We start from the raw sequence: 24,645 nt of genomic DNA on the forward strand, positions 1-24,645 counted from the left end.
ACCCCTTTGTAGAAATTTATTTAAATCAATGACTTCGGTCCATATAGACGGTGCCGCCAGGCGACGCCGAAGGATTGGCGTTGCTTTCCTGGCGCAGTCGTCGCAAAGTGCCATCACTTGAGGAAAGCGGCGCTCGGCCGACAAAGTGCAGCAAGGCGGCCACGTCGGTCCCTTCGCGGTAGCGGCCGCTACCACTACACTCTATTAAGTAAAACTTCTTGATGAGGCGTTAACGGTGACACCACTTCTGATCACTCTGCTCATCGTGGCGGGTATCGCGTTGCTGATCGTGATCGGCTACCTCAACAACGTGGTCGAAAACAGCAAGCTTGAACGCGCGCGACTGAAAGTCGAACTCGCCGACCGGGTGCGCCGCTGCGGCGAAATCACCGAGACCTTCCCGGGCCAGTTCATGACCCCGGCGCTCAAGCTGCTGCTGGCACGCCTGGAGCTGAACCTCAACCAGCGGCAACTGGCGCTGGACAAGCACAATGCGCAACTAAAGGCACGCGTCGCCGAACTCGAAGGGCTGATTGCCCAAGGCGAGCGCATTCCGGTGAATAACCCGCCCTGCCCGATCCAGACCGAGGCCAAGGCCAAGGATGTGCGCTTCTTGCTGGAAGCCCTGCACACCCAGATCGTCAAAGGCACCCAGGAAAACGTCCTGCAGACCAACGAAGGCAAGCACTGGGTCAGAGAAATCCGCCACATGCTGGTGCTGCTGCACATAGAGTTCTTCAACAACCTTGGCCAGCAGGCCCTGCAGCAGGAGCAGCCTGGCCAGGCGCGCCTGGCTTTCGAACGCGGCGTGCAATACCTGCGCAAGCAGCCGGAACCGAAAATGTATGAAGAGCAGCTGACCTATCTGGAGAAACTGCTGGCGCGGGCCAATGCCCAGGTGCTGGACAAGATGGAACCGGCGGAGAACGAGCAGAACGAACTGACCCAGGGGCTCAAGACCGATGACGAAGAGACCTGGAAGAAGCGCGTGATCTACGACTGATCCTTTGACCTGTACCGGCCTCTTCGCGGCTGAAGCCGCTCCTACGGCGATCGCGCGGTCCTTGTAGGCGCGGCTTCAGCCGCGATGGGGCCGGTACAGGCAACGCAACATCAGCAGTCGGTCAGCTGCAGAAAGATCGCCGCCAACCGTTCCAGCCCCACCTGATCCGCCTCACTGAAACGCGCCAGTTTCGGGCTGTCCAGGTCCAGCACACCAATCAACCGCCCGTCCTTCACCAGCGGAATCACCAGCTCGCTGTTGGACGCGCTGTCGCAGGCAATATGCCCCGGGAACGCATGCACGTCCTCGACCCGCTGGGTCTGCCGGGTGGCTGCAGCCGCGCCGCACACACCCTTGCTGAATGGAATGCGCACACAGGCCACCTGGCCCTGGAACGGGCCGAGCACCAGTTCCTCGTTGCGGTTGAGGTAGAACCCGGCCCAGTTCAGGTCATCCACCTGGTGGTAGAGAAACGCCGAAAACTGCGCGGCATTGGCGATGAAGTCGCGCTCGTCGGCAAACAGCGCCTGTACTTGCGCGGCCAGCAGGTTGTAGCCGTCGAGGCCGGTGCCACTGGCATTGAGGTCGATCATGTTTACTTTTGCTCCAGCAATTGCAGCCCGACCCAGTAGCGGGCGAACTGATAGGCACAACGGCCATTACGGTTGCCGCGCCCGGTTGCCCAGCGCACGGCGAGAATGTCCAGGGCTTCGTCACGCTGCCAGGCCAGGCCGGCAGGGCGGGCCAGCTGGCCGATCCAGTGTTCGACCACGTCGAGGAAGTGCTCCTGGCTGAACGGATAGAACGACAGCCACAGACCGAAACGGTCGGACAGGGCGATCTTGTCCTCCACAGCTTCGTTGGGGTGCAGCTCGCCGTCGACCATTTTCCAGTTTTCGTTGTCGCTCTGCTTTTCCGGCACCAGGTGGCGGCGGTTGGACGTCGCGTACAGCAGCACGTTGTCCGGTGCCTGCTCCAGCGAGCCGTCGAGCACGCTCTTGAGCACCCGGTAGTCGCCCTCCCCGGCTTCGAACGAGAGGTCATCGCAGAACAGGATGAAGCGTTGCGGCAGCTTCTGCAGCTGCTCGACGACCCGCGGCAGGTCGGCCAGGTGGTCGCGCTCGATTTCGATCAGGCGCAGGCCGGCGCCCGCATGCTCGGCCAGCAGGGCACGTACCAGCGACGATTTGCCGGTGCCACGCGAGCCCCACAGCAAGGCGTGGTTGGCCGGCATGCCGTTGATGAACTGGTGGGTGTTGCGGCCCAGCTGGTCGCGTTGCTTGTCGACACCGATCAGGTCGCTCAGGCGGATGTCCAGGCTGACTTCCAGCGGCATCAGGTAGCCCGTGCGGCCATCGCGCTGCCAGCGCGCCGCCAGGGTGGTGTTCCAGTCGATTTCCGGGCGTGGCGCCGGCAACAAAGGTTCGAGACGCGCCAGCACCGATTCCGCGCGTTCCAGGAAAGCATTCAAGCGAGCGTCCATGACGACTCCTACAAATTCAGATTCTAGGCTGCTGTGCCGGTCTCTTCACAGCTAAAGCCGCTCCCACAGGGATCGCACCCGTCCTGTAGGAGCGGCTTTAGCCGCGAAGAGGCCGGCACTGGCAAATGAGCAATCAAAGCCGAATGTGCGACAGACCCGCCAGTAGCCAAGGTTGATCGGCTATGCTTGCGCAGCGCAAGGAACGTTAAACCGGCTCGGGACTCATGGATATCAAGTTCACCAATCGCCTGTCATACAAGCAAGCCCGGTTGACAGTCCTGGTCGGCTTCATCCTGGGAACATTGCTCAGTCTCATCCAGATCGGCATCGATTATGCCAGCGAAGACGCATCCATCAACCGTGAAGTGCAGGCGTTGCTGCAAATCAGCCACAACCCGGCCTCGCGCATCGCCTACAACATCGATGCGGAACTGGCGCTGGAACTCACCCGCGGCCTGCTGGAGTCGCCAGCAGTCATCCGTGCGCGGCTGATCGACAACAACGAAACGGTGCTGGCCGATGTCGAACGGCCACGGCTCGAGGACCGCTACCGGCCGCTGAGCGACTTTCTGTTCGGTGAAAAACGCCAGTTCAAGGAACGCCTGTACCTGACCCACATGCCCGAGGAATACCTCGGCACGCTGTACCTGGACGTCGACACCTTCACCTTCGGCAGCCGCTTCCTCGACCGCGCCGAGGTCACCCTGCTCAATGGTTTCGCCCGCAGCCTGGTGCTGACCGGCATCCTCCTTGCGCTGTTCTACTTGATGCTGACCAAACCGCTGGTCACCGTGATCGCCGCCCTCACCGGGCGCGACCCGCGCCAGCCGGGGCAAACCCGGGTGGACTGCCCACCCGGGCACGAACAGGACGAGATCGGCGTGCTGGTCCGGGTCGCCAACCAGCAGTTCGTCAGCATGGCCACCGAGATCCAGCAGCGGCGCACCGCGGAAAACCGCTTGACGCAGTACCTCAACGAACTGGAAGACATCGTCTCGGCCCGCACCGAAGAGCTCAAGGCCAGCAACAATCGCCTCAGCCAGTCCAACCAGGAGCTGGAAGAGGCCCGCCAGCGTGCCCTGGACATGGCCCAGGCGCGCGCTGCGTTCCTGGCCAACATGAGCCACGAGATCCGCACCCCGCTCAACGGCATGCTCGGCATGATCGCCCTGGCCCTGGACAGCCCACTGGCTGGCGAACAGCGCCAGCAGCTGTCGATTGCCCACGATTCGGGCAAGGTGCTGGTGGAATTGCTCAACGATATTCTCGACCTGTCCAAGTTCGATGCCGGGCAGCTGGAACTGGAGCGCATCCCCTTCGACATGGGCGCCATGGTCGAGGACACCGCCAACCTGCTGTCGCAGAATGCCGCGCAGAACGTCGAGCTGACCTGCCTGATCGCTGGCGACTTCCCGAGCTCGGTGCTCGGCGACCCCACGCGGGTACGCCAGGTGGTCAGCAACCTGCTGTCCAACGCCCTCAAGTTCACCCGCTTCGGCCGCGTCGACGTGCGCTTGGCACGCATCGTCGGCGGTGTGCGCCTGGAAGTGCGCGACACCGGCATCGGTATCCCCGAAGCGGCCCAGGCGCGGATCTTCCAGCCGTTTACCCAGGCAGGCGCCGGCATTACCCGGCAGTACGGCGGCACCGGGCTGGGCCTGGCCCTGACCCGCAACCTGTGCAAGGCCATGCAGGGGCATCTGCACATCCAGTCCGAGCCTGGCTTTGGCAGCCGCTTCAGCGCCGAGCTGCCACTGCCCACCCACACCGAGGCCATCGCACCGGCCGCCCTGCAGGGCAAGGTCGTCGCCCTCAGCGACGCCGGCAGCGGCCTCAGCGAACTGCTGCAGGGCCTGCTGCCGGGCTGGGGGCTGGACTATCAACGGCACGACGGCCGCGCCACGCTCGACGCCAGCGTCGACCTGCTGATCACCGACGACCTGGAGCAGCTGTTCCAGCTGCGCCCGGCACTGAAGGCGCCGATCCTGCTGGTGACCGCCTATGGCAACTTCCTGCCCGGCGAGCAATCGGCGCAACTGGCGCCCTTGCACCAACTGGCCCGGCCATTGGCGCGCAACGCGCTGTATCAGACCCTGCGCCGCACCTTGCAGGGGCATGCCCCGGAGCACCCTCTGGCCACCCCGCTGCTCACCGCCACCGAAGGGCGTGCGCGCATCCTGCTGGTGGAGGACAACCCGGTGAACCAGCTGGTGGCCAAGGGCATGCTGGCCAAGCTCGGCTGCCAGGTAGAAGTTGCCACCCAAGGCGTCGAGGCCCTGGAATGGCTGGAGCGAGAAGACTTCGACCTGGTGCTGATGGACTGCAACATGCCGGTGATGGACGGCTACGAGGCCAGCCGGCGGATTCGCCAGAGCGGGCGCTGGCCGGAGCTGCCGATCGTCGCCCTGACCGCCAACGCCATGCCTGAAGAGCGCGAGCGCTGCCGCGCGGCAGGCATGAGCGACTACCTGGCCAAGCCGTTCCGCCGCGAGGAGCTACTGGCGCTGATCGACCACTGGGTGCCGCTCAGCGGCTGAGCAGGCGCTCGATGTCGGCTTGCAGCGCCTGTGGCTTGGTGGTCGGCGCGTAGCGAGTGACCTTGCCGCTGGCCGGGTCGACCAGGAACTTGGTGAAGTTCCACTTGATCTTCTGCGTGCCAAGCAAGCCTGGTGCACGCTGCTTGAGTTCGACGAACAGCGGGTGGGCGCCGGGGCCATTGACTTCGATCTTGCGAAACAGCGGAAAACTCACGCCGAAATTGGCCTCGCAGAACTGCGCGATGTCCCGCGCATCACCCGGCTCCTGCTGGCCAAACTGGTTGCAAGGGAAGCCCAGCACCACCAGGCCACGTTCGCGGTAGTCCCGCCACAGCTGCTCCAGCCCCTGGTACTGCGGGGTGAAGCCGCACTGGCTGGCGGTGTTGACCACCAGCAGCGCCTTGCCAGCAAAGTCGCCGAGCTTTTTCTGCTCACCGCCCAAGGTGACACAAGGGATGTCCAGCATCGATCCGGCCATTCTCAGGCTCCGTCACGGGGTTTGAAGTCCAGGCACACCGAGTTGATGCAGTAGCGCAGGCCGGTCGGTGGCGGGCCATCGGGGAACACATGGCCCAGGTGGGCGTCGCACTGGGCGCAGGTGACCTCGGTGCGGATCATGCCGTGGGAGGTGTCGCGGATTTCGATCATCGCGCTGGCTTCGATCGGCGCGTAGAAGCTGGGCCAGCCGCAGCCGGAATCGAACTTGGTCTGCGCGTCGAACAGCGGCAGGTCGCAGCAGATGCAGTGGTACACGCCAGCCCGGCGCTCGCTGTTGTACTTGCCACTGAATGGCCGTTCGGTGCCTTTGAGGCGGCATACCTGATACTGCGCGGGGTCGAGCATGGCGCGCCATTCTTCGAGTGTCTTGTCGATCTTTTGCATAAGTGAACCTCGGCAGGCTGAATTTCACCTCGCGCCGTCTTTTCCGTAACGCGGGTGGCACGTATATTAGTCGGCTTCGTGTGCAAGGCCTCCAGTCTGGCACCCGCGCCCCGCCCTTTCAAACCTTAGACGGCGGCGCCGCGTATTCTCAATCGGGATCACATCATGCAGTTCAGCAAATCGAACAAGCTCGCCAATGTCTGCTACGACATTCGCGGCCCGGTGCTCAAGCACGCCAAACGCCTGGAAGAGGAAGGCCACCGCATCCTCAAGCTGAACATCGGCAACCCGGCGCCGTTTGGCTTCGAAGCGCCGGACGAAATCCTCCAGGATGTGATCCGCAATCTGCCGACCGCGCAGGGCTACAGCGACTCCAAAGGCCTGTTCAGCGCGCGCAAGGCGGTGATGCAGTACTGCCAGCAGAAGGAAATCGAAGGCGTCACCATCGAGGACATCTACCTCGGCAACGGGGTGTCCGAGCTGATCGTGATGTCGATGCAGGCGCTGCTCAACAACGGCGACGAAGTGCTGATCCCGGCCCCTGACTACCCACTGTGGACTGCGGCCGTGAGCCTGGCCGGTGGCAAGCCGGTGCACTACCTGTGCGACGAGCAGGCCGACTGGTTCCCGGACCTGGAAGACATCAAGGCCAAGATCACCCCGAACACCAAGGCGCTGGTGATCATCAACCCGAACAACCCGACTGGCGCGGTGTACTCCAAAGAGCTGCTGCTGGGCATGCTGGAGCTGGCCCGCCAGCACAACCTGGTGGTGTTCTCCGACGAGATCTACGACAAGATCCTGTACGACGAAGCCGTGCACATCAGCACCGCCTCGCTGGCCCCGGACCTGCTGTGCCTGACCTTCAACGGCCTGTCCAAGTCGTACCGGGTGGCCGGCTTCCGTTCCGGCTGGCTGATCATCTCCGGGCCCAAGCACCACGCCCAGAGCTACATCGAAGGCATCGACATGCTGGCCAACATGCGCCTGTGCGCCAACGTGCCGGCCCAGCACGCCATCCAGACCGCCCTGGGCGGCTACCAGAGCATCAACGACCTGGTACTGCCGCCGGGCCGCCTGCTGGAGCAGCGCAACCGCACCTACGAGCTGCTCAATGACATCCCGGGCGTCAGCTGCGTCAAGCCGATGGGCGCGCTGTATGCGTTCCCGCGGATCGACCCGAAAGTCTGCCCGATCCTCAACGACGAGAAGTTCGCCCTCGACCTGCTGCTGTCGGAAAAACTGCTGATCGTTCAGGGTACGGCGTTCAACTGGCCGTGGCCGGACCACTTCCGCGTGGTGACCTTGCCGCGGGTGGATGACCTCGAGGCGGCGATCGGGCGGATCGGTAATTTTCTGCGGACCTATTCGCAGTAGGGTTCGACGGGGGATTTGCGGTGGCGCCGAGATCGAGCGCCGCCCGCGCGGCGCATCGCGGATAAATCCTACAACGTGCGCCAAGGCGGGCAACCATGGCGTAACAGGTTCGGCGCGTTGCAACAAACTGTAGGAGCGGATTTATCCGCGATGCGCCGCGCGGGCGGCGCTCGATCGCACAGACGCCGCAACCCTCAACGCGAACACCTTTTCTTACATCCTGCAACGCTCTATCTCACAGCCCGCGCAAAAACCTCTGCCATACTCCGCCGTACACAGTTTGAAATAGTCGCCCGATTGAAACCCTGCGACCGGCACCTTATATACCCCGCAGTAAGCAACAACTCATCCGTCAGGAGAACGTAACAACCATGATGCGCATTCTGTTGTTTGTAGCCACCAACCTCGCGGTGGTGCTGGTTGCAAGCATTACCCTGAGCCTGTTCGGTTTCAACGGGTTCATGGCCGCCAACGGGGTTGACCTCAACCTCAGCAGCCTGCTGGTGTTCTGCGCCGTGTTCGGCTTCGCCGGCTCCCTGGTTTCGCTGTTCATCTCCAAGTGGATGGCGAAGATGACCACCGGCACCCAGATCATCAGCCAGCCGCGCACCCGCCACGAGCAGTGGCTGTTGCAAACGGTCGAAGAGCTGTCGCGCGAGGCCGGCATCAAGATGCCCGAAGTGGGTATCTTCCCGGCCTACGAGGCCAACGCCTTCGCCACCGGCTGGAACCGCAACGACGCGCTGGTAGCCGTGTCCCAGGGCTTGCTGGAGCGCTTCTCGCCCGATGAAGTGCGCGCCGTGCTGGCCCACGAGATCGGCCACGTGGCCAACGGTGACATGGTCACCCTGGCGCTGGTGCAGGGCGTGGTGAACACCTTCGTGATGTTCTTCGCCCGCATCATCGGCAACTTCGTCGACAAGGTGATCTTCAAGAACGAAGAAGGCCAGGGCATCGCCTACTACGTGGCGACCATCGTTGCCGAGCTGATCCTGGGCATTCTGGCCAGCATGATCGTCATGTGGTTCTCGCGCCGCCGCGAATACCGTGCCGACGAAGCCGGTGCCCAACTGGCCGGCACCGCCGCGATGATCGGCGCCCTGCAGCGCCTGCGCGTGGAGCAAGGCCTGCCGGTGCACATGCCCGACACCATGAAGGCCTTCGGCATCAATGGCGGCCTCAAGCACGGCCTGGCTGGCCTGCTGATGAGCCACCCGCCGCTGGAAGACCGCATCGAGGCCCTGCGCCGCCGCGGTTGATCCAACCGGTAAAGGAAAGGGCGACCTCGGTCGCCCTTTTTCGTTTGCGCTCAGAACTTCACGCGGTACACCCGCTCGATCAGGCTCTTGACCCCCGCCTCCAGGAATCTGGGGCTCTCGCCGATCACCTCCTGCTCGTCAAGCGCCTCAACCTGCCAACCGGCAAACCCGCGCCTCACCTCATCGTCAGCCACCGAAAACGGCGGCCCGGCCAGCAGTGCCTGCGGGTAATCCAGTGTCAGCAGCAGCCCAGCACCGGCCGGCAATGCCTGTGAAAGCAAGCGCATGTAGTGCGCACGCATTTCCGCTGGCAAGGCAATAAGTGCGGCGCGATCGTAGAGCGCCGCGCAATCCATTACATCCTCGGCCTGCAAGGCAAAGAAGTCGCCACACCAAAGCTCCACATCACCGCTGCGCCAGACTTCGAAGGCCCCCTGCTGCGCTACCCATGGTTCCAGCCCATGCTCACGGAAGAAGGCCTCCACTGCCTGGCGTGACAACTCTACCCCCAACACCCGGTGCCCCTGCGCCGCCAGCCAAGCGAGGTCCAGGCTCTTGCCGCACAGCGGAACCAGCACACGGCTGCCCGGCGCCAGCTGCAATTGCGGCCAATACTTCTGCAGAAAAGGGTTCACTTGAGCTTGATGAAAACCGATCTGGTTGTCGGCCCACCGCTTCTGCCAGAACGCTGGTTCCATGATTACTCCCGATTTTTAGATGGTTTGTCGGTAAAACTTGGTTTGGATTTCGATCGATAGTTGATTGAAGATGATTGCATCTTAACCTTCAGGACCCCGCCATGCTGCCCAGCCTGTTCATTTCCCACGGTTCTCCCATGCTCGCCTTGCAACCAGGCGCCAGCGGGCCGGCATTGGCCGGGCTGGCCAACGCCCTGCCACGGCCGAAGGCGATCGTGGTGGTGTCGGCGCACTGGGAAAGCCCTGGGCTGCTGGTAACCAGTGGCGCGCGACCAGAGACGTGGCACGACTTCTACGGCTTCCCGCCGGCGCTGTACGCGGTGCAGTATCCGGCGCCGGGCGAACCAGACCTGGCAAGCCGGGTCGCTGAACGGCTGCAGGCGCGCCTGGACCCGCAACGACCGTTCGATCATGGCGCCTGGGTGCCGCTGTCGCTGATGTATCCGGATGCGAGCATCCCGGTCATTCAAGTATCGCTGCCCAGCCAGATGGGGCCCGGGTTGCAGGTCAAGGTCGGCCAGGCGCTGGCTGGGCTGCGAAACGAAGGCATCCTGCTGATTGGCTCCGGCAGCATTACCCACAACCTCGGTGAACTGGACTGGCACGCGGGGCCGGATGCAGTCGAACCCTGGGCACTGGCGTTTCGCGACTGGGTGGTGGAGCGGCTGCAGGCAGATGACCAGGCGGCGCTGCTGGACTACCGGAAACAGGCGCCATTTGCGGCGCGCAACCATCCCAGCGACGAGCATTTGTTACCGCTGTTCTTTGCCATGGGGGCCGGGGACAGGTTCGGGATCGTGCACCAAGGCTTCACCCTGGGGGCGCTGGGGATGGACATCTACCGGTTCGACTGAAGGGCCCTCTCGCGGGTAAACCCGCTCCTACAGGAACCTCACAGCCCTCAAGGCCTGTGAAGCCCCTGTAGGAGCGGGTTTACCCGCGAGAGGCCCTGACAGGCAAAAAAAATCCCCGACCTGGGCCGGGGATTTTTCACTGCATCAGGATCAATCTTCGCGATAACGGCGCAGCTTCAGCTGCTTGCCGGCTACGCGAGTGTCCTTGAGCTTGGACAGCAGCTTCTCGAGGCCATCTTCCGGCAGCTCGATCAGGCTGAAGCTGTCGCGTACCTGGATGCGGCCGATGGCGTCACGGGCCAGGCCACCTTCGTTGAGGATCGCGCCCAGCAGGTTCTTGGCAGCGATACCGTCACGGGCACCCAGGGCGGTACGGCAGCGCACGCGGCCTTCGGCCAGCGGCATTGGCGCACGACGCTCACGGTCACCACCGCGATCGCCACGGTCGCTGCGCTCACCACGCTCGGTCCGCTCGCCACGCGGGGCGAAGCTTGGTACCAGCGGCTGCTCGCGCTCGACGGTCGCCAGGTCCAGCGCCTGGCCGTTGGTGGCCTTGCGCAGCAGGGCCGAAGCCAGGGCGCGTGCGCTGCAGCCGAGGTCGGCAGTCAGGCGGTCGAACAGCTCGCCATGGGTGGCTTCTGCTTCGGCAACCAGCGGCGCCAGGCTGTTGGTCAGCTTCTTGATGCGGGCGTCCAGCACAGCCTGGGCGTTCGGCAGGCGGGCTTCGGCAACCTTCTGCCCGGTCACGCGCTCGATCACCTGCAGCATGCGGCGCTCACGCGGGGTGACCAGCAGCAGCGCACGGCCATCGCGGCCGGCACGGCCGGTACGGCCGATACGGTGCACGTAGGATTCCGGGTCGTACGGCATGTCGACGTTGAACACGTGGGTGATGCGCGGTACGTCCAGACCACGGGCAGCGACGTCGGTGGCGACGACGATGTCCAGGCGGCCATCCTTCAGCGAGTCGATCACCCGCTCACGCTGGTTCTGAGCGATGTCGCCGTTCAGCGCGGCAGCCTTGTAGCCCTTGGCTTCCAGCGCGGCGGCCAGGTCCAGGGTGGCTTGCTTGGTGCGCACGAAGGCGATCAGCGCGTCGAACTCTTCGACTTCCAGCAGACGCAGCACGGCCGGGATCTTCTGGTCGGCGTGGACCATCAGGTGGGCCTGCTCGATCGCGGTGACGGTCTGGGTCTTGCTCTGGATCTTGACGTGCTTGGGCTCGCGCAGGTGGCGTTCGGCGATCGAGCGGATCGACGATGGCAGGGTGGCGGAGAACAGCACGGTCTGGCGGCTGGCCGGGATGGCATCGAAGATCACTTCGAGGTCGTCCATGAAGCCCAGCTTGAGCATTTCGTCGGCTTCGTCCAGCACCAGGTACTGCACGGTCGACAGGACTTTCTCGTCACGACGCAGGTGGTCGCACAGACGGCCCGGGGTGGCGACGACGATTTGCGCGCCGTTGCGAATGGCGCGCAGCTGTGGGCCCATCGGGGCACCACCGTACACGGCCACTACGTTTACGCCTGGCATCTGCTTGGCGTAGGTTTCGAAAGCGGTAGCAACTTGCAGCGCCAACTCACGGGTTGGCGCCAGGATCAGGGCTTGCGGTTCGCGCTTGCTCACATCGATCTTGTTGAGGATCGGCAGGGCGAAGGCAGCGGTCTTGCCGGTGCCAGTCTGCGCCTGGCCGATCATGTCGTGACCGGCGAGGATGATCGGGATCGATTGTTGCTGAATGGCCGATGGCTCTTCGTAGCCGGTAGCCAGTACGGCAGCAACAATGTTCTGATTAAGATCGAGAGCGGCGAAGCCGCCGGTTTCCTGGGTCATGGGTCTGCCTCTAAGTGCATCCGCAAAGACCCATGCTGCAAAGCTGCACATGCCTTGAAAGACCGGAACGGTCACCCAGGCAGCTTTGTCGGCGGGGATTTGCGAAAACGATTGAAAAAGAAAAACTTGAGAAGGTCCGCCTAGCGGACGTGCAGCCGAAGCTGGACTCGGAGGATTTGCACCACCTGATTTTGAGGTCCGCTAAAAGACCGGCGCGTACTATACCCGAATTAATGCCGGGGAGTGAGTAAATTTTTCTGTCCCAACAGCCAGTATCGGGCCATCAGGCGGAGGCAGCTGAATCGGTTTTCTTCTGAAGCTCCGTGCTGGCTTCTTCGCGGGTGAACCCGCTCCCACAGGTACCGCGCTAAGCCTGAGGGCAGTGATACCCCTGTAGGAGCGGGTTTACCCGCGAAGCAGGCGACGCGATCTTCAGGTTGCCGGGCGTATCTCGCGGATCAAGCCTTCCAGGCTGTACCCCAGCCGCGGCGCCAGCGCCTCGGCCCGCGCCCGCAGACCAGCGAGGTCCAGCTCCTGCTCCAGGTCCGCCGGCACCAGCAAGATCACATTGCCCTCCTTCACCGGTAGCTCCCAGTAATGCCGGTGGTACAACCCGCGCAGCAGCGCCGCGCCCAACGGCTTGCCGTCGTCGTTGGCCCACTGGTTGATCACCAGCCAGCCACCCGGGTTGAGTTGCTTCTGGCAGTTCTCGAGGAAATTCCACGCCAGGTGCCCGACACCCGGCCCATGGTCGGTGTACAGGTCGACGAACAGCAGGTCTGCCTGCTCGGCCGTGGGCAGCAGCTCCAGGGCGTCGCCAATGCGCACGTACAGCCGGGGGTCGTCATCCAGCCCCATGTATTGCATGGCCAGACGCGGCACGTCGGCACGCAGCTCGATGGCCTCGATGTCCTCCAGCGGCAGGAACTTCATGCAGGCCTGGGTCAGGGTACCGGCGCCCAAACCAAGAAACAGCGCACTTTCCGGCTGTTCATGGCACAGCGCACCGACCAGCATGGCGCGGGTGTAGTCGTACTCCAGCCAGCTGGGGTCTGCGGTGAATACGCAGCTCTGCTCGATGGCATCGCCGAACTCGAGGAAGCGGTAATCCTCCACCTCGTACACGCTGATGACGCCAAAGGCATCCTCGACCCGGGCCAACAGCTTCTCTTCCCGCTCCGTCGCCATCTACCTGCCACCCACCCGCGCAAAACGCGCATTGTCCGCCAACGCCCCGGATGCAACAAGCTCGGCGCCGCTGTTACCATGGCAGGCAGCCTATAACAGACAAAACCGAGCCTGTGATGAACCGACCGTGGAGCCCCGACAGCTGGCGTGCCCTGCCGATCCAGCAGCAACCGACCTACCCCGACGCCGCGCACCTGCGCAAGGTCGAGCAGACCCTGGCCAGCTACCCACCCCTGGTGTTCGCCGGCGAGGCCCGCGAGCTGCGCCGGCAGTTCGCTGAAGTTACCGAGGGCCGCGCCTTCCTGCTGCAGGGTGGCGACTGCGCCGAGAGCTTCGCCGAGTTCTCGGCAGCGAAGATCCGCGACACCTTCAAGGTACTGCTGCAGATGGCCATCGTCATGACCTTCGCCGCCGGTTGCCCGGTGGTGAAGGTCGGGCGCATGGCCGGGCAGTTTGCCAAGCCGCGCTCCTCAGGCGACGAAACCATCGGCAACGTCACCCTGCCGGCTTACCGTGGCGACATCGTCAATGGCATCGGCTTCGACGAAAAGAGCCGCGTGCCGGACCCGGAGCGCCTGCTGCAGGCCTACCACCAGGCCACTGCCAGCCTCAACCTGCTGCGCGCCTTCGCCCAGGGCGGTTTCGCCGACCTGCACCAGGTGCACAAGTGGAACCTCGACTTCATCGCCAATTCGGCGCTGGCCGACAAATACCACCAGCTGGCCAACCGCATCGACGAAACCCTGGCGTTCATGCGCGCCTGCGGCCTGGACAGCGCGCCGCAACTGCGCGAAACCAGTTTCTTCACCGCCCACGAGGCGCTGCTGCTCAACTATGAAGAAGCCTTCGTACGCCAGGACAGCCTGACCGGCGACTATTACGACTGCTCCGCGCACATGCTGTGGATCGGCGACCGTACCCGCCAGCTCGACGGTGCCCATGTCGAGTTCCTGCGCGGCGTACATAACCCGATCGGGGTAAAGGTCGGCCCGAGCATGAACCCCGACGAGCTGATCCGCCTGATCGACACGCTCAACCCGGCCAACGACCCCGGCCGCCTCAACCTGATCGTGCGCATGGGCGCCGGCAAGGTCGGCGCGCACCTGCCAGGGCTGATTCGCAGCGTCGAGCGCGAGGGGCGCAAGGTGCTGTGGAGCTCCGACCCGATGCATGGCAACACCATCAAGGCCAGCAGCGGTTACAAGACCCGAGACTTTGCGCAGATCCTCGACGAGGTGAAGCAGTTCTTCCAGGTGCACCAGGCCGAGGGCAGCCATGCCGGCGGCATCCATATCGAAATGACCGGGCAGAACGTCACCGAGTGCATCGGCGGCGCCCGGCCGATCACCGAAGATGCCCTGTCCGACCGCTACCACACCCACTGCGACCCACGGATGAACGCCGATCAGTCGCTGGAACTGGCCTTCCTGATCGCCGAAACCCTCAAGCAGGTGCGGCGCTGAGCAAAGCCTGACGCAACTGGCTGCCCTCAGCCCGCGGGCAGTTCAGTTGCACCCGTTCCAGGCCCAGCCACTGGGCCAGGCGCAGCAGATTAGCCGCCAGGGCTTGATAGCCCTCCTCGTCCAACGCCACCGACTCCGCGTGCACGGCATGCACCGCCAGTTGCCCAAGGGCGCGCTCGGCGCGCAGGTCCAGGCGCGCGGCGATGCGCTCGCGGTGCAGGAACGGCAGCACGTAGTAGCCATAGACCCGTTTGTGCGCCGGGGTGTAGATCTCCAGGCGGTAGTGGAAATCGAACAGTCGCTCGGTGCGGTTGCGCTCCCAGACCAGTGAATCGAACGGCGACAGCAGTGCGCTGGCCTCGACGCGTCGGGGGATGCGCGGTGTGCCGGCGCAGTAGGCGAGTTGCTTCCAGCCCTGCACTTCGACCGGCTGCAGGCGGCCGTCGGCGAGCAGGGCTTGCAATGCCGCCCGGCCCTGGCCTGGCTCGAGGCGGAAGTAGTCGCGCAGGTCGCGCTCGGTGGCCACGCCCAGCGCCGTGGCGGCGTGCAGCATCAAGCCTTGGCGGGCCTCGGTTTCACTTGGCAGGGCCTGGTCGAGAATGGCCTTGGGCAGGACCTTTTCCGGCACATCGTAGAGCCGCTCGAAACCGCGCCGCCCCGCCACCGTCACTTCACCGGCGGCGAACAACCATTCCAGCGCGTGCTTTTCTTCACTCCAGTCCCACCACGGGCCCGCCCGCTCCTGCCGGGTGGACAGGCTGCCCGCGCCCAGCGCGCCCTGCTCACGCACGGCGGCCAGCACGCGGGCGATCACGTCCTGGCGTTCGCGGCCGAACCGCGCGAGCTGGCGGTAGATGCCCCGGCCATCGGCGGCATGGGCCATGCGCCAGCGCAACAGGGGGTAGAGGTTAAGCGGCAGTAGCGAGGCTTCGTGGCCCCAGTATTCGAACAGCTGGCGCTGGCGGCCACGGCCCCAGGCGAGCTGGTCGAGCAGTTCCACTGGGTAGTTGCCGAGGCGAGAAAACAGCGGCAGGTAATGGGAGCGGACCACGGCGTTGACCGAGTCGATCTGCACCACGCCCAGGCGTTGCAGCATGCGCTTGAGTGCCGGCAGGGTCGGCGCGGAGCCAGGCTGCTTGCCGAAGCCTTGGGCAGACAGGGCCAGGCGCCGGGCCTGGGTGATGGACAGTTTGAGCGGCAAGCCTGGCCTCCTTGTGGTGGGTCTACCGGCGTCATCGCGGCTAAAGCCGCCCCTACAGAGGCTACCGCGTCCGCTGCAGGAGCGGCTTTAGCCGCGATGAGGCCGGTAGACCCACCGACAAACCTAGCTCATTTACGCAACGGGTCATCCCAGAAATGCCGCTCGGCCTCTTGCTGGATGTCTGCCCGGCTCAAGCCCAAGTCATGCAAGGTCTCATCACTCAGGCTGGCCAGTTCCTGGCGCTGGCGGTACAGCTGCAGCCACCGGGCAGGACGGTCCAGGGCCACATGCCACAGGTGGTTCAGGGAAAAGGCAGGTTGCTGGATGCTGCTGACATGACCTTTCATCGTGAAGCCCTCCGTGTTGATGGCTTCAGTCTCCGCCCAGGCTTAAGATCAATCCAACGAATGTTTCTGATGCCATGCATCTCGGAGATTGATGCAATGTCCCAGTACCAGAGCCTTGATGCCGACGTGCTGCGCACCTTTGTCGCCATCGCCGAACAAGGCGGCTTCACCCGCGCCGGTGAAGTGGTCAACCGCACCCAGTCGGCGGTGAGCATGCAGATGAAACGCCTGGAAGAAGACATCCTGCAGCGCCAGTTGTTCGAGCGTGACGGCCGTCAGGTCCGGCTTACCGCCGAGGGCCAGGTGCTGCTCGGCTACGCCCGGCGCATCCTCAAATTGCATGGCGAAGTGTTCAACACCCTGCGCATGCCACACATGGTCGGGATGGTGCGCATCGGCACGCCGGACGACTACGCCATGCGCTTCCTGCCGACCATCCTCTCCAGCTTCGCCCAGGCCTACCCGCTGGTGCAGGTGGAGGTGCATTGCGACTCGTCCAGGCAATTGATGCTGCGCCAGGACCTGGACCTGACCATCGTCACCCGCGAACCGGGCAACGAGGTTGGCCAGTTGCTGCGCCAGGAACGCCTGGTATGGGCAGCCGCCGAAGGCTTCTGCCCGCAGGAGCAACGGCCAATGCCCTTGGCGCTGTTCAACACCGACTGCTTCTGCCGTGCCTGGACCTGCAACGCTCTGGAGGCCCAAGGCATCGACTACCGCATCGCCTACACCAGCCCCAGCCTGGCGGCGATCTTTGCCATCGTCACCGCAGGGTTGGCAGTGACCGCGCAATTGCAGAGCCTGATCGGCGGCAACCTGCGCATTCTCGGCGAAAACGAAGGCTTGCCGCAGTTGCCGGTGGCCAACGTGATGCTGTTGCGCAACAGCCAGAGCCAGTCGCCGATCACCGACTGCATGGCCGACTACATCGTCGAGGGGTTCATGTGACCCCTACACCTCGAGGCCCAGCATCACCGCACACACCACCAGGAACACACAGAACATCGCCCGCAGTACTTTCTCGGGCAGCGCATGCGCCAGCCTTACCCCCCAGCTGATGCTCAGCAGCCCGCCGACTGCCAGGGGAATGCCCACGCTCCAGTCGACGCTGTGGTGCACCCCATAGGTCACCAGGGTCACCAAGGTACTCGGTGCCGCCAGCGCCAGCGACAGGCCCTGCGCCACCACCTGGGTGGTACCGAACACACTGGTCAGGATCGGCGTGGCCACCACGGCACCGCCGACACCGAACAACCCGCCCATGGTGCCGGCAAAGCTGCCCAGCACACCGAGCCAGGGCCAGGCGTAACGCAGCTCGGCGCTGGGCGGCGAGACCTTGAGGAACATCCGCGCCACGTTCCAGATGGCCAGCGCCACCAGGAAGCCGACAAAGCCCAGGCGCATCGAGTGGGCATCGATACCCACCGCCCAGACCGAGCCGAGCCAGGCGAACAGGAAGCTGCACAAAGAAAGCGGCACGGCATGGCGCAGCTCGATGCGGTTGCGCTGGTGATAACGCCACAGCGCCAGCAGCACGTTCGGCACCACCATGACCAGCGCCGTGCCTTGCGCCAACTGCTGGTCGAGGCCAAATAGCACGCCCAGTGCCGGGATGGCGATCAGCCCGCCGCCGATACCGAACAACCCACCCATGGTGCCCAGGCCAGCGCCCAGTACGATATACAACAACCACTCGATCATCAGGGCCTCATCCGCCTGCGTTGGTAATGCGGGCATGCTAACGATTGCGCTCTGGCGGGGAAACGCACAGCAACGCACAATGGCTATGCGTTTCTTGCAAAAGCGAATGATCATGAACCCCGACACCCTGACTGACCAGTTGAGCCTGTTTCTTGATGTGCTGGAGAGCGGAAGCTTCTCTGCCGCCGCTCGCCGCCATCCACTGACCCCGTCCGCCGTGGCTAGGCGCATCGACAACCTGGAGAGCGCCGTCGGTAGCCGCCTGTTCACGCGCAGCACCCATGCCGTACGCGCCACCCCGGCGGGCAATGCCTTTGCCGAACGCGCCCGGCGCATTCTCGAAGAGCTGCGCCTGGCCCGCGCCGAAGCCGTATCGCTGAGCAGTGCCCCGGAAGGCTTGATCCGCATCGATGCCCCGGCCGCCTTCGGCCGCCGTCACCTGGCGCCGGCAATCGCCGATTTCCTGGTGGCCTATCCGGGCCTGGACGTGCAATTGCGCCTGATCGACAGTTTCGTCGACCTGCATGGCAGCCACCTGGGCGAGGTCGACCTGGTGCTGCGCGCCGGCCCCTTGGCCGATACCCGGCTGGTGGCCACCAAGCTGGCGCATATGGTACGCATCGCTTGCGCCAGCCCGGCCTACCTGGCCAGCCGCGGCATGCCCAGCTGCCCCAGCGAGCTGCCCGGCCACGACGGCCTCGACTGGGACGGCCTGGCACCACCGTTCGCCTGGCGCTTCGCAGTCGACGGGCAGATGCGCCTGTACCGCCCGGCGCGCATGCGCATGGCTGCCAACAACGCCGAGACCCTGCTGTTCGGCGCCCTCGCCGGCCTCGGCATCGCCCACCTGCCTACCTGGCTGATCAGCGACTACCTGCTGCGCGGCGAACTGCTGCCGCTGTTCTGCGACAGCGGCCTGCCCGAAGCCGAAACCAGCGGCATTTATGCACTGCGCCTTGAACATGAAACGAACTCTCGCAGCCGTTTGCTGCTCGAATTTCTCAAGAGCCGCTTCAGCCCGGTTCCACCCTGGGACCTGGCGCTGCGCAGTGAACTGCGCTGGCAGTAAGCGCCCCAACCTTCAGCGTGCTAGATTTCTCCATTGATGACATTCAAGGACCTGCATGAACGCCAACACTCAAGCCTCTTGTGACGAGCTGCTGCTGGACAACCAGGTCTGCTTTGCTCTGCACTCCACCTCGTTGCTGATGACCAAGGTCTACAAGCCTCTGCTGCAAGCACTGGGCCTGACCTACCCGCAGTATCTGGCCATGCTCGTGCTGTGGGAGCAGGACGGTCTTACCGTAGGCGAAATCAGCCAGCACCTGCTGACCGACCCCGGTTCGCTCACGCCCCTGCTCAAGCGCCTGGAAAGCGAAGGCCTGCTGCAGCGCAACCGCAGCCGCGAAGATGAGCGTGTGGTGCTGGTGCAGCTGACCGACAAGGGCCGCGCCCTGCAGCAGCAGGCTCGGGAAGTGCCTCAATGCATTCTGAAGGCGAGCGGCCGCAGCCTCGAACGCCTGCAACAGCTGCAGACTGACCTGCTGGAGCTGCGCGACAGCCTGCAAAAAAACCTCTGACGGCTACGCTGTGTGTTGCTCGTTCCGATGAACGGTGAATATTTATCTTGCGCACTAACTAATTGCGCGCTAATTTAAATCCCGTACTCACACGACGCCACCTGATCACCAGGGGCGCACAGCACACTAGCGAGGCTCAAGATGCAAAAGGTCACTCCGCTGTACATCGCAGAAGCCACTTCCACCGGCGGTCGCGACGGCAAATCCCGCTCCAGCGACGGCAAGCTGGAAGTCAGGCTGAGCACCCCCAAGGAGCTCGGCGGCGCCGGTGGTGACGGCACCAACCCTGAACAGATGTTCGCCGCCGGCTACTCGGCCTGCTTCATCGGCGCACTGAAGTTCGTTGCCGGCCAGGAGAAGAAAGCCCTGCCCGCGGATGCCTCGATCACCGCCAAGGTCGGCATCGGCCAGATCCCCGGTGGTTTCGGCCTGGACATCGACCTGAACATCAACCTGCCAGGCCTGGCCCAGGCTGACGCCGAAGCGCTGGTGGAAAAGGCTCATAAGGTCTGCCCTTACTCCAACGCCACCCGCGGCAATGTGGACGTGCGCCTGCACGTGACCGTGTAAATCACAGGCACAAAAAAACCCGGCCAAGGCCGGGTTTTTGCGTTTCGCAAGAAGGATTACTTCTTGGAGCGGCCTTTGAAGCTGTTGTCGCGAGTATCGATATCGATGAACTCACCGATCTCGATGAAGTCGGCTACCGAGATCTCGGTACCGTTCTTCAGCTTGGCAGGCTTCATGACCTTGCCCGAGGTATCGCCGCGAGCAGCGTTCTCGGTGTACTCGACCTGACGGCTGATGGTGGTCGGCAGTTCAACCGATACCAGGCGGCCTTCGAAGAACACGGCTTCGCAGACGTCTTCCATGCCTTCTTCGATGTACGGCAGAACGGCTTCGATGTCCTCGGCGTTCAGCTCGTACATGGTGTAGTCGGTGGTGTCCATGAAGGTGTATTCGTCACCGTTGATGAACGACAGGGTCGCTTCTTTGCGATCCAGGATCACGTCGTCCAGCTTGTCGTCTGCACCGTAGACGGTTTCAGTCTTGTAGCCGGTCAGCAGGTTCTTCAGCTTGGTCTTCATGATCGCGCTGTTGCGACCCGACTTGGTGAACTCGGCTTTCTGAACCAGCCACGGGTCGTTGTCGATCCGCAGTACGGTACCGGGTTTCAGTTCTTTACCAGTTTTCATTACGAAGTATCCGAATCTGGATGGATTTATAAAAATCGAGGCCGCATATCATAGCCAATTTCGGTAAAACTGTACCAGCGCCTTGGCAAGGTCCGGCCGAGCGGCCTGGCAAGTGGCCCAATCACGGGCGTGCTGCTGCAGTTCCGCCCAGTGTTTGCGGGCCCCTTGCCAGGCCGCGTGCATGTCGCGGTTCATGTTCCAGGCACGCCAAAAGGCCATCAGCGCCTCGCTGGCGGCGTCCGACAAGCCCTGTCGATAATGGCTGAGGAAGGCTTCGAGCTTTTCCCAGTGGGCATTTTCCTCCTGCACATAGATGTGCCACAGCATCGGCCGGCCGGCCCACTGGGCGCGGACGAACGAATCTTCCCCGCGCACCGCGTTGAAATCGCAGCTCCACAGCAGATGGTCATAGTCATCCTGACTGACGAACGGCAGGATTTGCACGGTCAAGGTGCCGCGCTGGTGCACAGCGCCAGCTTGCAGTTGCTGCTCACCCAGCCAGGCCCCCAGGTCGCCGAGGATGCGCCCTTGCGGGACCAGCAGGTGAACCGGCTGGGCATCCTCGGCCAGCGCATCGAGCCAGCGCCCCAGCTGCCCGTTTTCGTAGGCGAACAGCGACACCAGCAGCGCGCCAGGCTGCGCCTGCACGCCCAGGCTCTGGAGAAACGCCGCACGCGCCTCGGCCGACTGCTCAAAGGCTTGCCGGCGCGGCAGCAGGCTAGCCTCGCGCAACAGCCCACCGGTCTTGTCGGTGAAGCCCGGAAAGAAGAACACCTTGCGCAGGCCATTGGGCTGGGGCGATGGCAAGCCATGGCAGCCTTCGACCCAGTCCTCGGCACTGAGGTATTCAAGGTTCAGCCACAGCACCGGTGCCGGGCGAGCACGCATCGCCTCGATGTAGGCCGCCGGCAACTGGCAGGCAAAGGCACCGATCACCACGTCGGCCGGCTCTGCGGGCTGCCAGTCGGCAGGCCAGGCACGCACCTCGACCCCCTGCTGCCATTGCTGCGCGGCACCGGCATCGGCGCCCGGGCACAGCGGCACGAAGGCATTCAGGTCGTCCACCCACAGGCGCACCGCCAGGTCGTGCTCGGCCACCATCTGCCGGGCCAGGCGCCAGGTCACGCCAATATCGCCATAGTTGTCGACGACACTGCAGAAAATGTCCCAGGTGGTTTTCATATGCCCTGCCTTGCCTTGCGCGAAAAGGGCGAATTCTGCGGATAATTTGTCGTCGACAAAAGCGCCGCACAAAAATTCTCCAGCAGCATGCGACAATGCCCCCTTCGCCCGCTCTGCCAGGAAGCTGCCATGCCCCGCCAACGTGAATTGAAGATCACCCTCAAACCGCTGCAACTGATTTTCTGCGTGGCCTTGGGCCTGTGGCTCGGCGCCGTGGCGATTGGCCTGAGCCTGTGGCTGGCGCTGCAGCTGTGGCCCGAACAGGTGGCCCCCGTGGCCCAGGCGGTGGCGCCGGCCTACAGCAAGCCTGCACCGGCACAGCCGGTGGACGCGCAGAGCGAGATGTTCGAGCGCTACAAGGACATCCTGCACCAGCAGGAAATGCAGCAGGCCGCTGAGGCTGCCCAAGGCAACCCACGCAACCTCAACAGCCCCAAGTGCCAGTTCTGGCTTGCGCAGAACCGTACCGCGCCGACCGAAAAGAGCCAGGCCAACGTGTTGGAGTTCTGTTACTGACCATGGACAAGGCCACCCTGCTCACGCGCATCGTCGCAGCCCTGGAAACCGACATGGAGGTATTGCGCCGCGCGGCTCAGACCGCCTACGAAGCGGCCACCGCCGAAGAGAACATCGCCGAGAACAAGTACGACACCCTGGGGCTTGAGGCGTCGTACCTGGCCACCGGGCAGGCGCGGCGCACGGCCGAGATTCGCCAGGCGCTGCTGACTTATCAGCAGTTGCTGTTGCGCGAGTATGACCCGGCGCAAGGGGTGCAGGTGAGCAATCTGGTGACCCTGGAGGATGAGGACGGCGGGCAGCGTGTGCTGTTCCTTGGGCCTGAAGCGGCAGGATTGAAGATTGGCGAAGGCGATGAGTGGGTGACCGTGATCACGCCCCGTTCGCCCCTCGGGCAGCAGCTGGTGGGCAAGAAGGTCGAGGATGAGGTGAGGCTTGGGGATCAGCTTTTCTACATCATCGATGTCGCCTGAGGCGGCACCACTCTAGACCAAAGCATCAAACCGCCTCGCCAACCCCCGCTCGGCAAACTGCTCCACCACAAAGTCGATGAACGCCCGGGTCTTGCCCGGCAACAGCTTGTGCTCCGCGTAATACAGGCTGATATGCCCGTCATCCACATACCAGTCCGGCAACACCCGCTTTAGTTGCCCGGCCTCCAGGTACGGCACGGCGAACGGCAAGCTGACCAGGGCGATGCCCAACCCTTGCTGCGCCACCGCACACGCCGCGTCCGAATCGCTCATGGTCATCGCCTGGCGCAACAGCAACGGCTGTTGTTCCTGCCATCGACTGGTCAAGGGCCAGGAACGTACCCGCCCGGTCTGTGGGGAACGGATCAGAATTCCGTCGTGACGCTGCAATACCTGCGGGTCTTCGATAGCAGCGTGCCGGTGCAGGTAGCCGGGCGCCGCCACCAGCACCCGATGGGCCGGGGTCAGCTTGCGTGCCACCACGCCCAGCGGCAGCTCGAAACCACCGCCTATGGCGGCATCGAAGCCCTGGCCGATCAGGTCGACCTGGCGGTTGTCAAAATGCCAGTCGGGGGTGATCGCCGGATAACGCTGCAGAAACTCGCCGAGCAGCGGCAGCACGTACAAGCGGCCGAACACGGTGCCCATGCTCACCCGCAGCAGCCCGGCCGGCTGGCCCTCGGCGCTGGCCAGGTTGGCCACGGCGTACTGGATGGTGCGAAAGCTCTCGCTCACCTCGCCGAGAAATCGCTGCCCGGCTTCGGTCAGGGTCAGCTTGCGCGTACTACGCTGGAACAGCCGCACCCCGAGGCGCGCCTCCAACTGGGCAACGTGCTTGCCCACCGCCGCCGGGGTGATGCTCAGGCGCCGGGCTGCCTCGGCGAAACTGCCCACCTCGGCACTTCGGATGAAGCACTCGAGGGCGTTGAAGGATTCCATGGCCATTGATTACCAACCAAAGGTTTACTCTGCTAATAGTGATTGCCATCTTATCAGCAGGTAATCAGCGGTCGATACTGCGTCCATCCAAGGCATTCGGCCTTGCTTCCAGCAGGAGATCAGCATGTCCAAGCAACTTACCCTCGAAGGCAAAGTCGCCTTCGTCCAAGGCGGCTCGCGCGGTATCGGCGCAGCCATTGTGCGACGCCTGGCCCGAGAAGGTGCACAGGTGGCCTTCACCTACGTCAGTTCTGCCGGCCCGGCCGAAGCGCTGGCCGAAGAGGTCAAGGCTGCTGGCGGCGAGGCTTTGGCCTTGCGCGCCGACAGCGCCGACGCCTCTGCCCTGCAACTGGCGATCGACGACGCGGTGAAGGCTTTCGGCCGCCTCGACATCCTGGTCAACAATGCCGGCGTGCTGGCGGTTGCGCCGCTGGCCGAGTTCGACCTGGCGGACTTCGACCGCACCCTCGCAGTCAACGTGCGCAGCGTGTTCGTCGCCAGCCAGGCCGCAGCCCGCTACATGGGCCAGGGCGGGCGCATCATCAACATCGGCAGCACCAACGCCGAACGCATGCCGTTCGCCGGAGGCGCCCCGTATGCCATGAGCAAGTCGGCGCTGGTCGGCCTGACCAAGGGCATGGCCCGCGACCTCGGGCCGCAGGGGATTACCGTGAACAACGTGCAGCCAGGGCCGGTGGACACCGACATGAACCCGGCCAGTGGCGAGTTCGCCGAAAGCCTGATTCCGCTGATGGCGATCGGGCGGTATGGGCAGGCAGACGAGATTGCCAGCTTCGTGGCGTACCTTGCCGGGCCTGAGGCGGGTTACATCACCGGGGCCAGCTTGCTGGCCGATGGTGGGTTTGCGGCTTGAGGGAGAGTGTCAGGGCGGCGATGCGCATGCCTTAAGTTGTATGCTGGTACGCAGATCGA

26 protein-coding genes are annotated in these 24,645 nt (G+C 63.9%); 13 read left to right on the plus strand and 13 right to left on the minus strand.

Features of this window, described 5'->3' with window-relative positions; genetic code table 11:
• Window positions 1-235 precede the first annotated feature (235 nt).
• Window positions 236-1,003, plus strand: a complete 768-nt coding sequence (locus L6D64_RS13765; protein WP_176507657.1) for a hypothetical protein — start codon at window positions 236-238, stop codon at window positions 1,001-1,003.
• A 110-nt stretch (window positions 1,004-1,113) separates the two neighbouring features.
• On the opposite strand, the gene L6D64_RS13770 is transcribed toward L6D64_RS13765, so the two are convergent.
• Together L6D64_RS13770 and L6D64_RS13775 are read right to left on the minus strand one after the other, a co-directional pair.
• The gene (locus L6D64_RS13770; RefSeq protein WP_176507658.1) at window positions 1,114-1,596 is read right to left on the minus strand and encodes a GAF domain-containing protein; all 483 of its coding nucleotides are present in this window, start codon (window positions 1,594-1,596) and stop codon (window positions 1,114-1,116) included.
• A gap of 2 nt (window positions 1,597-1,598) precedes the next feature.
• Window positions 1,599-2,486: an ATP-binding protein gene (locus tag L6D64_RS13775; protein ID WP_176507659.1), complete on the minus strand. Its 888-nt coding sequence runs from the start codon at window positions 2,484-2,486 to the stop codon at window positions 1,599-1,601.
• Between the two features lie 224 nt (window positions 2,487-2,710).
• Here L6D64_RS13775 and L6D64_RS13780 point away from each other — a divergent pair, with 224 nt between their 5' ends.
• Complete coding sequence (locus L6D64_RS13780; RefSeq protein WP_176507660.1) at window positions 2,711-5,023, plus strand: hybrid sensor histidine kinase/response regulator; 2,313 nt, start codon at window positions 2,711-2,713, stop codon at window positions 5,021-5,023.
• Here the strand turns inward: L6D64_RS13780 and L6D64_RS13785 are convergent.
• Together L6D64_RS13785 and msrB are read right to left on the minus strand one after the other, a co-directional pair.
• On the minus strand, window positions 5,013-5,501 hold the full coding sequence (locus L6D64_RS13785) for a glutathione peroxidase (protein WP_054883714.1): 489 nt from the start codon (window positions 5,499-5,501) through the stop codon (window positions 5,013-5,015). The two genes, L6D64_RS13780 and L6D64_RS13785, sit on opposite strands and share 11 nt — an antisense overlap.
• A 2-nt stretch (window positions 5,502-5,503) precedes the next feature.
• Window positions 5,504-5,905: a peptide-methionine (R)-S-oxide reductase MsrB gene (msrB, locus tag L6D64_RS13790; RefSeq protein ID WP_176507661.1), complete on the minus strand. Its 402-nt coding sequence runs from the start codon at window positions 5,903-5,905 to the stop codon at window positions 5,504-5,506.
• A gap of 165 nt (window positions 5,906-6,070) precedes the next feature.
• Between msrB and L6D64_RS13795 the strand changes: the two genes are divergently transcribed.
• Entirely contained in the window at window positions 6,071-7,282 is a 1,212-nt protein-coding gene (locus L6D64_RS13795; RefSeq protein WP_012313392.1) for a pyridoxal phosphate-dependent aminotransferase, read from the plus strand.
• Between the two features lie 371 nt (window positions 7,283-7,653).
• Window positions 7,654-8,541: a protease HtpX gene (gene htpX, locus L6D64_RS13800; protein WP_003259721.1), complete on the plus strand. Its 888-nt coding sequence runs from the start codon at window positions 7,654-7,656 to the stop codon at window positions 8,539-8,541.
• Window positions 8,542-8,591: 50 nt separating this feature from the next.
• Here htpX and L6D64_RS13805 read toward each other — a convergent pair whose 3' ends face one another.
• Window positions 8,592-9,239, minus strand: coding sequence for a thiopurine S-methyltransferase (locus L6D64_RS13805; protein ID WP_176507306.1), 648 nt, complete (start codon window positions 9,237-9,239; stop codon window positions 8,592-8,594).
• Between the two features lie 101 nt (window positions 9,240-9,340).
• Here L6D64_RS13805 and L6D64_RS13810 point away from each other — a divergent pair, with 101 nt between their 5' ends.
• Complete coding sequence (locus L6D64_RS13810) at window positions 9,341-10,093, plus strand: DODA-type extradiol aromatic ring-opening family dioxygenase (protein ID WP_176507307.1); 753 nt, start codon at window positions 9,341-9,343, stop codon at window positions 10,091-10,093.
• A 150-nt stretch (window positions 10,094-10,243) separates the two neighbouring features.
• Here the strand turns inward: L6D64_RS13810 and L6D64_RS13815 are convergent, their stop codons facing one another.
• Window positions 10,244-11,926 (minus strand): DEAD/DEAH box helicase, encoded by a 1,683-nt coding sequence (locus tag L6D64_RS13815; RefSeq protein WP_054883710.1) that lies wholly within the window; start codon window positions 11,924-11,926, stop codon window positions 10,244-10,246.
• A 432-nt stretch (window positions 11,927-12,358) separates the two neighbouring features.
• Window positions 12,359-13,114 (minus strand): spermidine synthase, encoded by a 756-nt coding sequence (locus L6D64_RS13820; RefSeq protein WP_176507308.1) that lies wholly within the window; start codon window positions 13,112-13,114, stop codon window positions 12,359-12,361.
• Window positions 13,115-13,230: 116 nt separating this feature from the next.
• Between L6D64_RS13820 and L6D64_RS13825 the strand changes: the two genes are divergently transcribed.
• A complete protein-coding gene (locus tag L6D64_RS13825) occupies window positions 13,231-14,577 on the plus strand; it encodes a class II 3-deoxy-7-phosphoheptulonate synthase (RefSeq protein WP_176507309.1) in 1,347 nt (448 codons plus the stop codon).
• Here L6D64_RS13825 and L6D64_RS13830 read toward each other — a convergent pair.
• Entirely contained in the window at window positions 14,558-15,778 is a 1,221-nt protein-coding gene (locus L6D64_RS13830) for a winged helix-turn-helix domain-containing protein (RefSeq protein ID WP_176507310.1), read from the minus strand. The two genes, L6D64_RS13825 and L6D64_RS13830, sit on opposite strands and share 20 nt — an antisense overlap.
• Window positions 15,779-15,906: 128 nt before the next feature.
• Entirely contained in the window at window positions 15,907-16,125 is a 219-nt protein-coding gene (locus tag L6D64_RS13835; protein ID WP_176507311.1) for a DUF1127 domain-containing protein, read from the minus strand.
• A gap of 96 nt (window positions 16,126-16,221) precedes the next feature.
• Between L6D64_RS13835 and L6D64_RS13840 the strand changes: the two genes are divergently transcribed.
• Window positions 16,222-17,073 carry a LysR substrate-binding domain-containing protein gene (locus L6D64_RS13840; RefSeq protein ID WP_176507312.1) on the plus strand — a complete coding sequence of 284 codons (852 nt, stop codon included), beginning with the start codon at window positions 16,222-16,224 and terminating at the stop codon, window positions 17,071-17,073.
• A 3-nt stretch (window positions 17,074-17,076) separates the two neighbouring features.
• Here the strand turns inward: L6D64_RS13840 and L6D64_RS13845 are convergent, their stop codons facing one another.
• Window positions 17,077-17,826, minus strand: a complete 750-nt coding sequence (locus L6D64_RS13845; RefSeq protein WP_176507313.1) for a sulfite exporter TauE/SafE family protein — start codon at window positions 17,824-17,826, stop codon at window positions 17,077-17,079.
• Between the two features lie 112 nt (window positions 17,827-17,938).
• On the opposite strand from L6D64_RS13845, the gene L6D64_RS13850 reads away from it, so the two are divergent.
• From L6D64_RS13850 to L6D64_RS13860, 3 genes are all read left to right on the plus strand, one after another.
• Window positions 17,939-18,895, plus strand: a complete 957-nt coding sequence (locus L6D64_RS13850) for a LysR family transcriptional regulator (RefSeq protein WP_054883705.1) — start codon at window positions 17,939-17,941, stop codon at window positions 18,893-18,895.
• A 55-nt stretch (window positions 18,896-18,950) separates the two neighbouring features.
• Window positions 18,951-19,406, plus strand: coding sequence for a MarR family winged helix-turn-helix transcriptional regulator (locus tag L6D64_RS13855; protein ID WP_054883704.1), 456 nt, complete (start codon window positions 18,951-18,953; stop codon window positions 19,404-19,406).
• A gap of 141 nt (window positions 19,407-19,547) precedes the next feature.
• On the plus strand, window positions 19,548-19,976 hold the full coding sequence (locus L6D64_RS13860) for an organic hydroperoxide resistance protein (protein ID WP_176507314.1): 429 nt from the start codon (window positions 19,548-19,550) through the stop codon (window positions 19,974-19,976).
• A gap of 56 nt (window positions 19,977-20,032) precedes the next feature.
• Here L6D64_RS13860 and efp read toward each other — a convergent pair whose 3' ends face one another.
• Entirely contained in the window at window positions 20,033-20,602 is a 570-nt protein-coding gene (efp, locus tag L6D64_RS13865; RefSeq protein WP_054883702.1) for an elongation factor P, read from the minus strand.
• Window positions 20,603-20,650: 48 nt separating this feature from the next.
• Window positions 20,651-21,784 (minus strand): elongation factor P maturation arginine rhamnosyltransferase EarP, encoded by a 1,134-nt coding sequence (earP, locus tag L6D64_RS13870; protein WP_176507315.1) that lies wholly within the window; start codon window positions 21,782-21,784, stop codon window positions 20,651-20,653.
• Window positions 21,785-21,913: 129 nt separating this feature from the next.
• On the opposite strand from earP, the gene L6D64_RS13875 reads away from it, so the two are divergent.
• A complete protein-coding gene (locus L6D64_RS13875) occupies window positions 21,914-22,300 on the plus strand; it encodes a hypothetical protein (RefSeq protein WP_176507316.1) in 387 nt (128 codons plus the stop codon).
• A gap of 2 nt (window positions 22,301-22,302) precedes the next feature.
• Window positions 22,303-22,773: a GreA/GreB family elongation factor gene (locus tag L6D64_RS13880; RefSeq protein ID WP_176507317.1), complete on the plus strand. Its 471-nt coding sequence runs from the start codon at window positions 22,303-22,305 to the stop codon at window positions 22,771-22,773.
• Between the two features lie 12 nt (window positions 22,774-22,785).
• On the opposite strand, the gene L6D64_RS13885 is transcribed toward L6D64_RS13880, so the two are convergent.
• On the minus strand, window positions 22,786-23,718 hold the full coding sequence (locus tag L6D64_RS13885) for a LysR family transcriptional regulator (RefSeq protein WP_176507318.1): 933 nt from the start codon (window positions 23,716-23,718) through the stop codon (window positions 22,786-22,788).
• A gap of 118 nt (window positions 23,719-23,836) precedes the next feature.
• On the opposite strand from L6D64_RS13885, the gene L6D64_RS13890 reads away from it, so the two are divergent.
• Window positions 23,837-24,586: a 3-oxoacyl-ACP reductase family protein gene (locus L6D64_RS13890; protein ID WP_176507319.1), complete on the plus strand. Its 750-nt coding sequence runs from the start codon at window positions 23,837-23,839 to the stop codon at window positions 24,584-24,586.
• The last annotated feature ends 59 nt before the right edge of the window (window positions 24,587-24,645 follow it).

It is taken from the genome of Pseudomonas urethralis, from assembly GCF_021602465.1.
Lineage (GTDB): Bacteria > Pseudomonadota > Gammaproteobacteria > Pseudomonadales > Pseudomonadaceae > Aquipseudomonas > Aquipseudomonas vlassakiae.

Excerpts from the sequence above, each read along its gene's own strand:
- L6D64_RS13775 (WP_176507659.1), bottom strand. The coding sequence starts at position 2,486 with ATGGACGCTCGCTTGAATGCTTTCCTGGAACGCGCGGAATCGGTGCTG.
- L6D64_RS13780 (WP_176507660.1), top strand. The coding sequence starts at position 2,711 with ATGGATATCAAGTTCACCAATCGCCTGTCATACAAGCAAGCCCGGTTG.
- earP (WP_176507315.1), bottom strand. The coding sequence starts at position 21,784 with ATGAAAACCACCTGGGACATTTTCTGCAGTGTCGTCGACAACTATGGC.
- L6D64_RS13805 (WP_176507306.1), bottom strand. The coding sequence starts at position 9,239 with ATGGAACCAGCGTTCTGGCAGAAGCGGTGGGCCGACAACCAGATCGGT.
- L6D64_RS13850 (WP_054883705.1), top strand. The coding sequence starts at position 17,939 with ATGAACCCCGACACCCTGACTGACCAGTTGAGCCTGTTTCTTGATGTG.
- L6D64_RS13795 (WP_012313392.1), top strand. The coding sequence starts at position 6,071 with ATGCAGTTCAGCAAATCGAACAAGCTCGCCAATGTCTGCTACGACATT.
- L6D64_RS13875 (WP_176507316.1), top strand. The coding sequence starts at position 21,914 with ATGCCCCGCCAACGTGAATTGAAGATCACCCTCAAACCGCTGCAACTG.
- msrB (WP_176507661.1), bottom strand. The coding sequence starts at position 5,905 with ATGCAAAAGATCGACAAGACACTCGAAGAATGGCGCGCCATGCTCGAC.
- L6D64_RS13845 (WP_176507313.1), bottom strand. The coding sequence starts at position 17,826 with ATGATCGAGTGGTTGTTGTATATCGTACTGGGCGCTGGCCTGGGCACC.
- L6D64_RS13815 (WP_054883710.1), bottom strand. The coding sequence starts at position 11,926 with ATGACCCAGGAAACCGGCGGCTTCGCCGCTCTCGATCTTAATCAGAAC.
- L6D64_RS13890 (WP_176507319.1), top strand. The coding sequence starts at position 23,837 with ATGTCCAAGCAACTTACCCTCGAAGGCAAAGTCGCCTTCGTCCAAGGC.
- L6D64_RS13880 (WP_176507317.1), top strand. The coding sequence starts at position 22,303 with ATGGACAAGGCCACCCTGCTCACGCGCATCGTCGCAGCCCTGGAAACC.
- L6D64_RS13785 (WP_054883714.1), bottom strand. The coding sequence starts at position 5,501 with ATGGCCGGATCGATGCTGGACATCCCTTGTGTCACCTTGGGCGGTGAG.
- efp (WP_054883702.1), bottom strand. The coding sequence starts at position 20,602 with ATGAAAACTGGTAAAGAACTGAAACCCGGTACCGTACTGCGGATCGAC.
- L6D64_RS13855 (WP_054883704.1), top strand. The coding sequence starts at position 18,951 with ATGAACGCCAACACTCAAGCCTCTTGTGACGAGCTGCTGCTGGACAAC.
- L6D64_RS13770 (WP_176507658.1), bottom strand. The coding sequence starts at position 1,596 with ATGATCGACCTCAATGCCAGTGGCACCGGCCTCGACGGCTACAACCTG.
- L6D64_RS13840 (WP_176507312.1), top strand. The coding sequence starts at position 16,222 with ATGTCCCAGTACCAGAGCCTTGATGCCGACGTGCTGCGCACCTTTGTC.
- L6D64_RS13810 (WP_176507307.1), top strand. The coding sequence starts at position 9,341 with ATGCTGCCCAGCCTGTTCATTTCCCACGGTTCTCCCATGCTCGCCTTG.
- L6D64_RS13825 (WP_176507309.1), top strand. The coding sequence starts at position 13,231 with ATGAACCGACCGTGGAGCCCCGACAGCTGGCGTGCCCTGCCGATCCAG.
- htpX (WP_003259721.1), top strand. The coding sequence starts at position 7,654 with ATGATGCGCATTCTGTTGTTTGTAGCCACCAACCTCGCGGTGGTGCTG.
- L6D64_RS13885 (WP_176507318.1), bottom strand. The coding sequence starts at position 23,718 with ATGGCCATGGAATCCTTCAACGCCCTCGAGTGCTTCATCCGAAGTGCC.
- L6D64_RS13835 (WP_176507311.1), bottom strand. The coding sequence starts at position 16,125 with ATGAAAGGTCATGTCAGCAGCATCCAGCAACCTGCCTTTTCCCTGAAC.
- L6D64_RS13820 (WP_176507308.1), bottom strand. The coding sequence starts at position 13,114 with ATGGCGACGGAGCGGGAAGAGAAGCTGTTGGCCCGGGTCGAGGATGCC.
- L6D64_RS13860 (WP_176507314.1), top strand. The coding sequence starts at position 19,548 with ATGCAAAAGGTCACTCCGCTGTACATCGCAGAAGCCACTTCCACCGGC.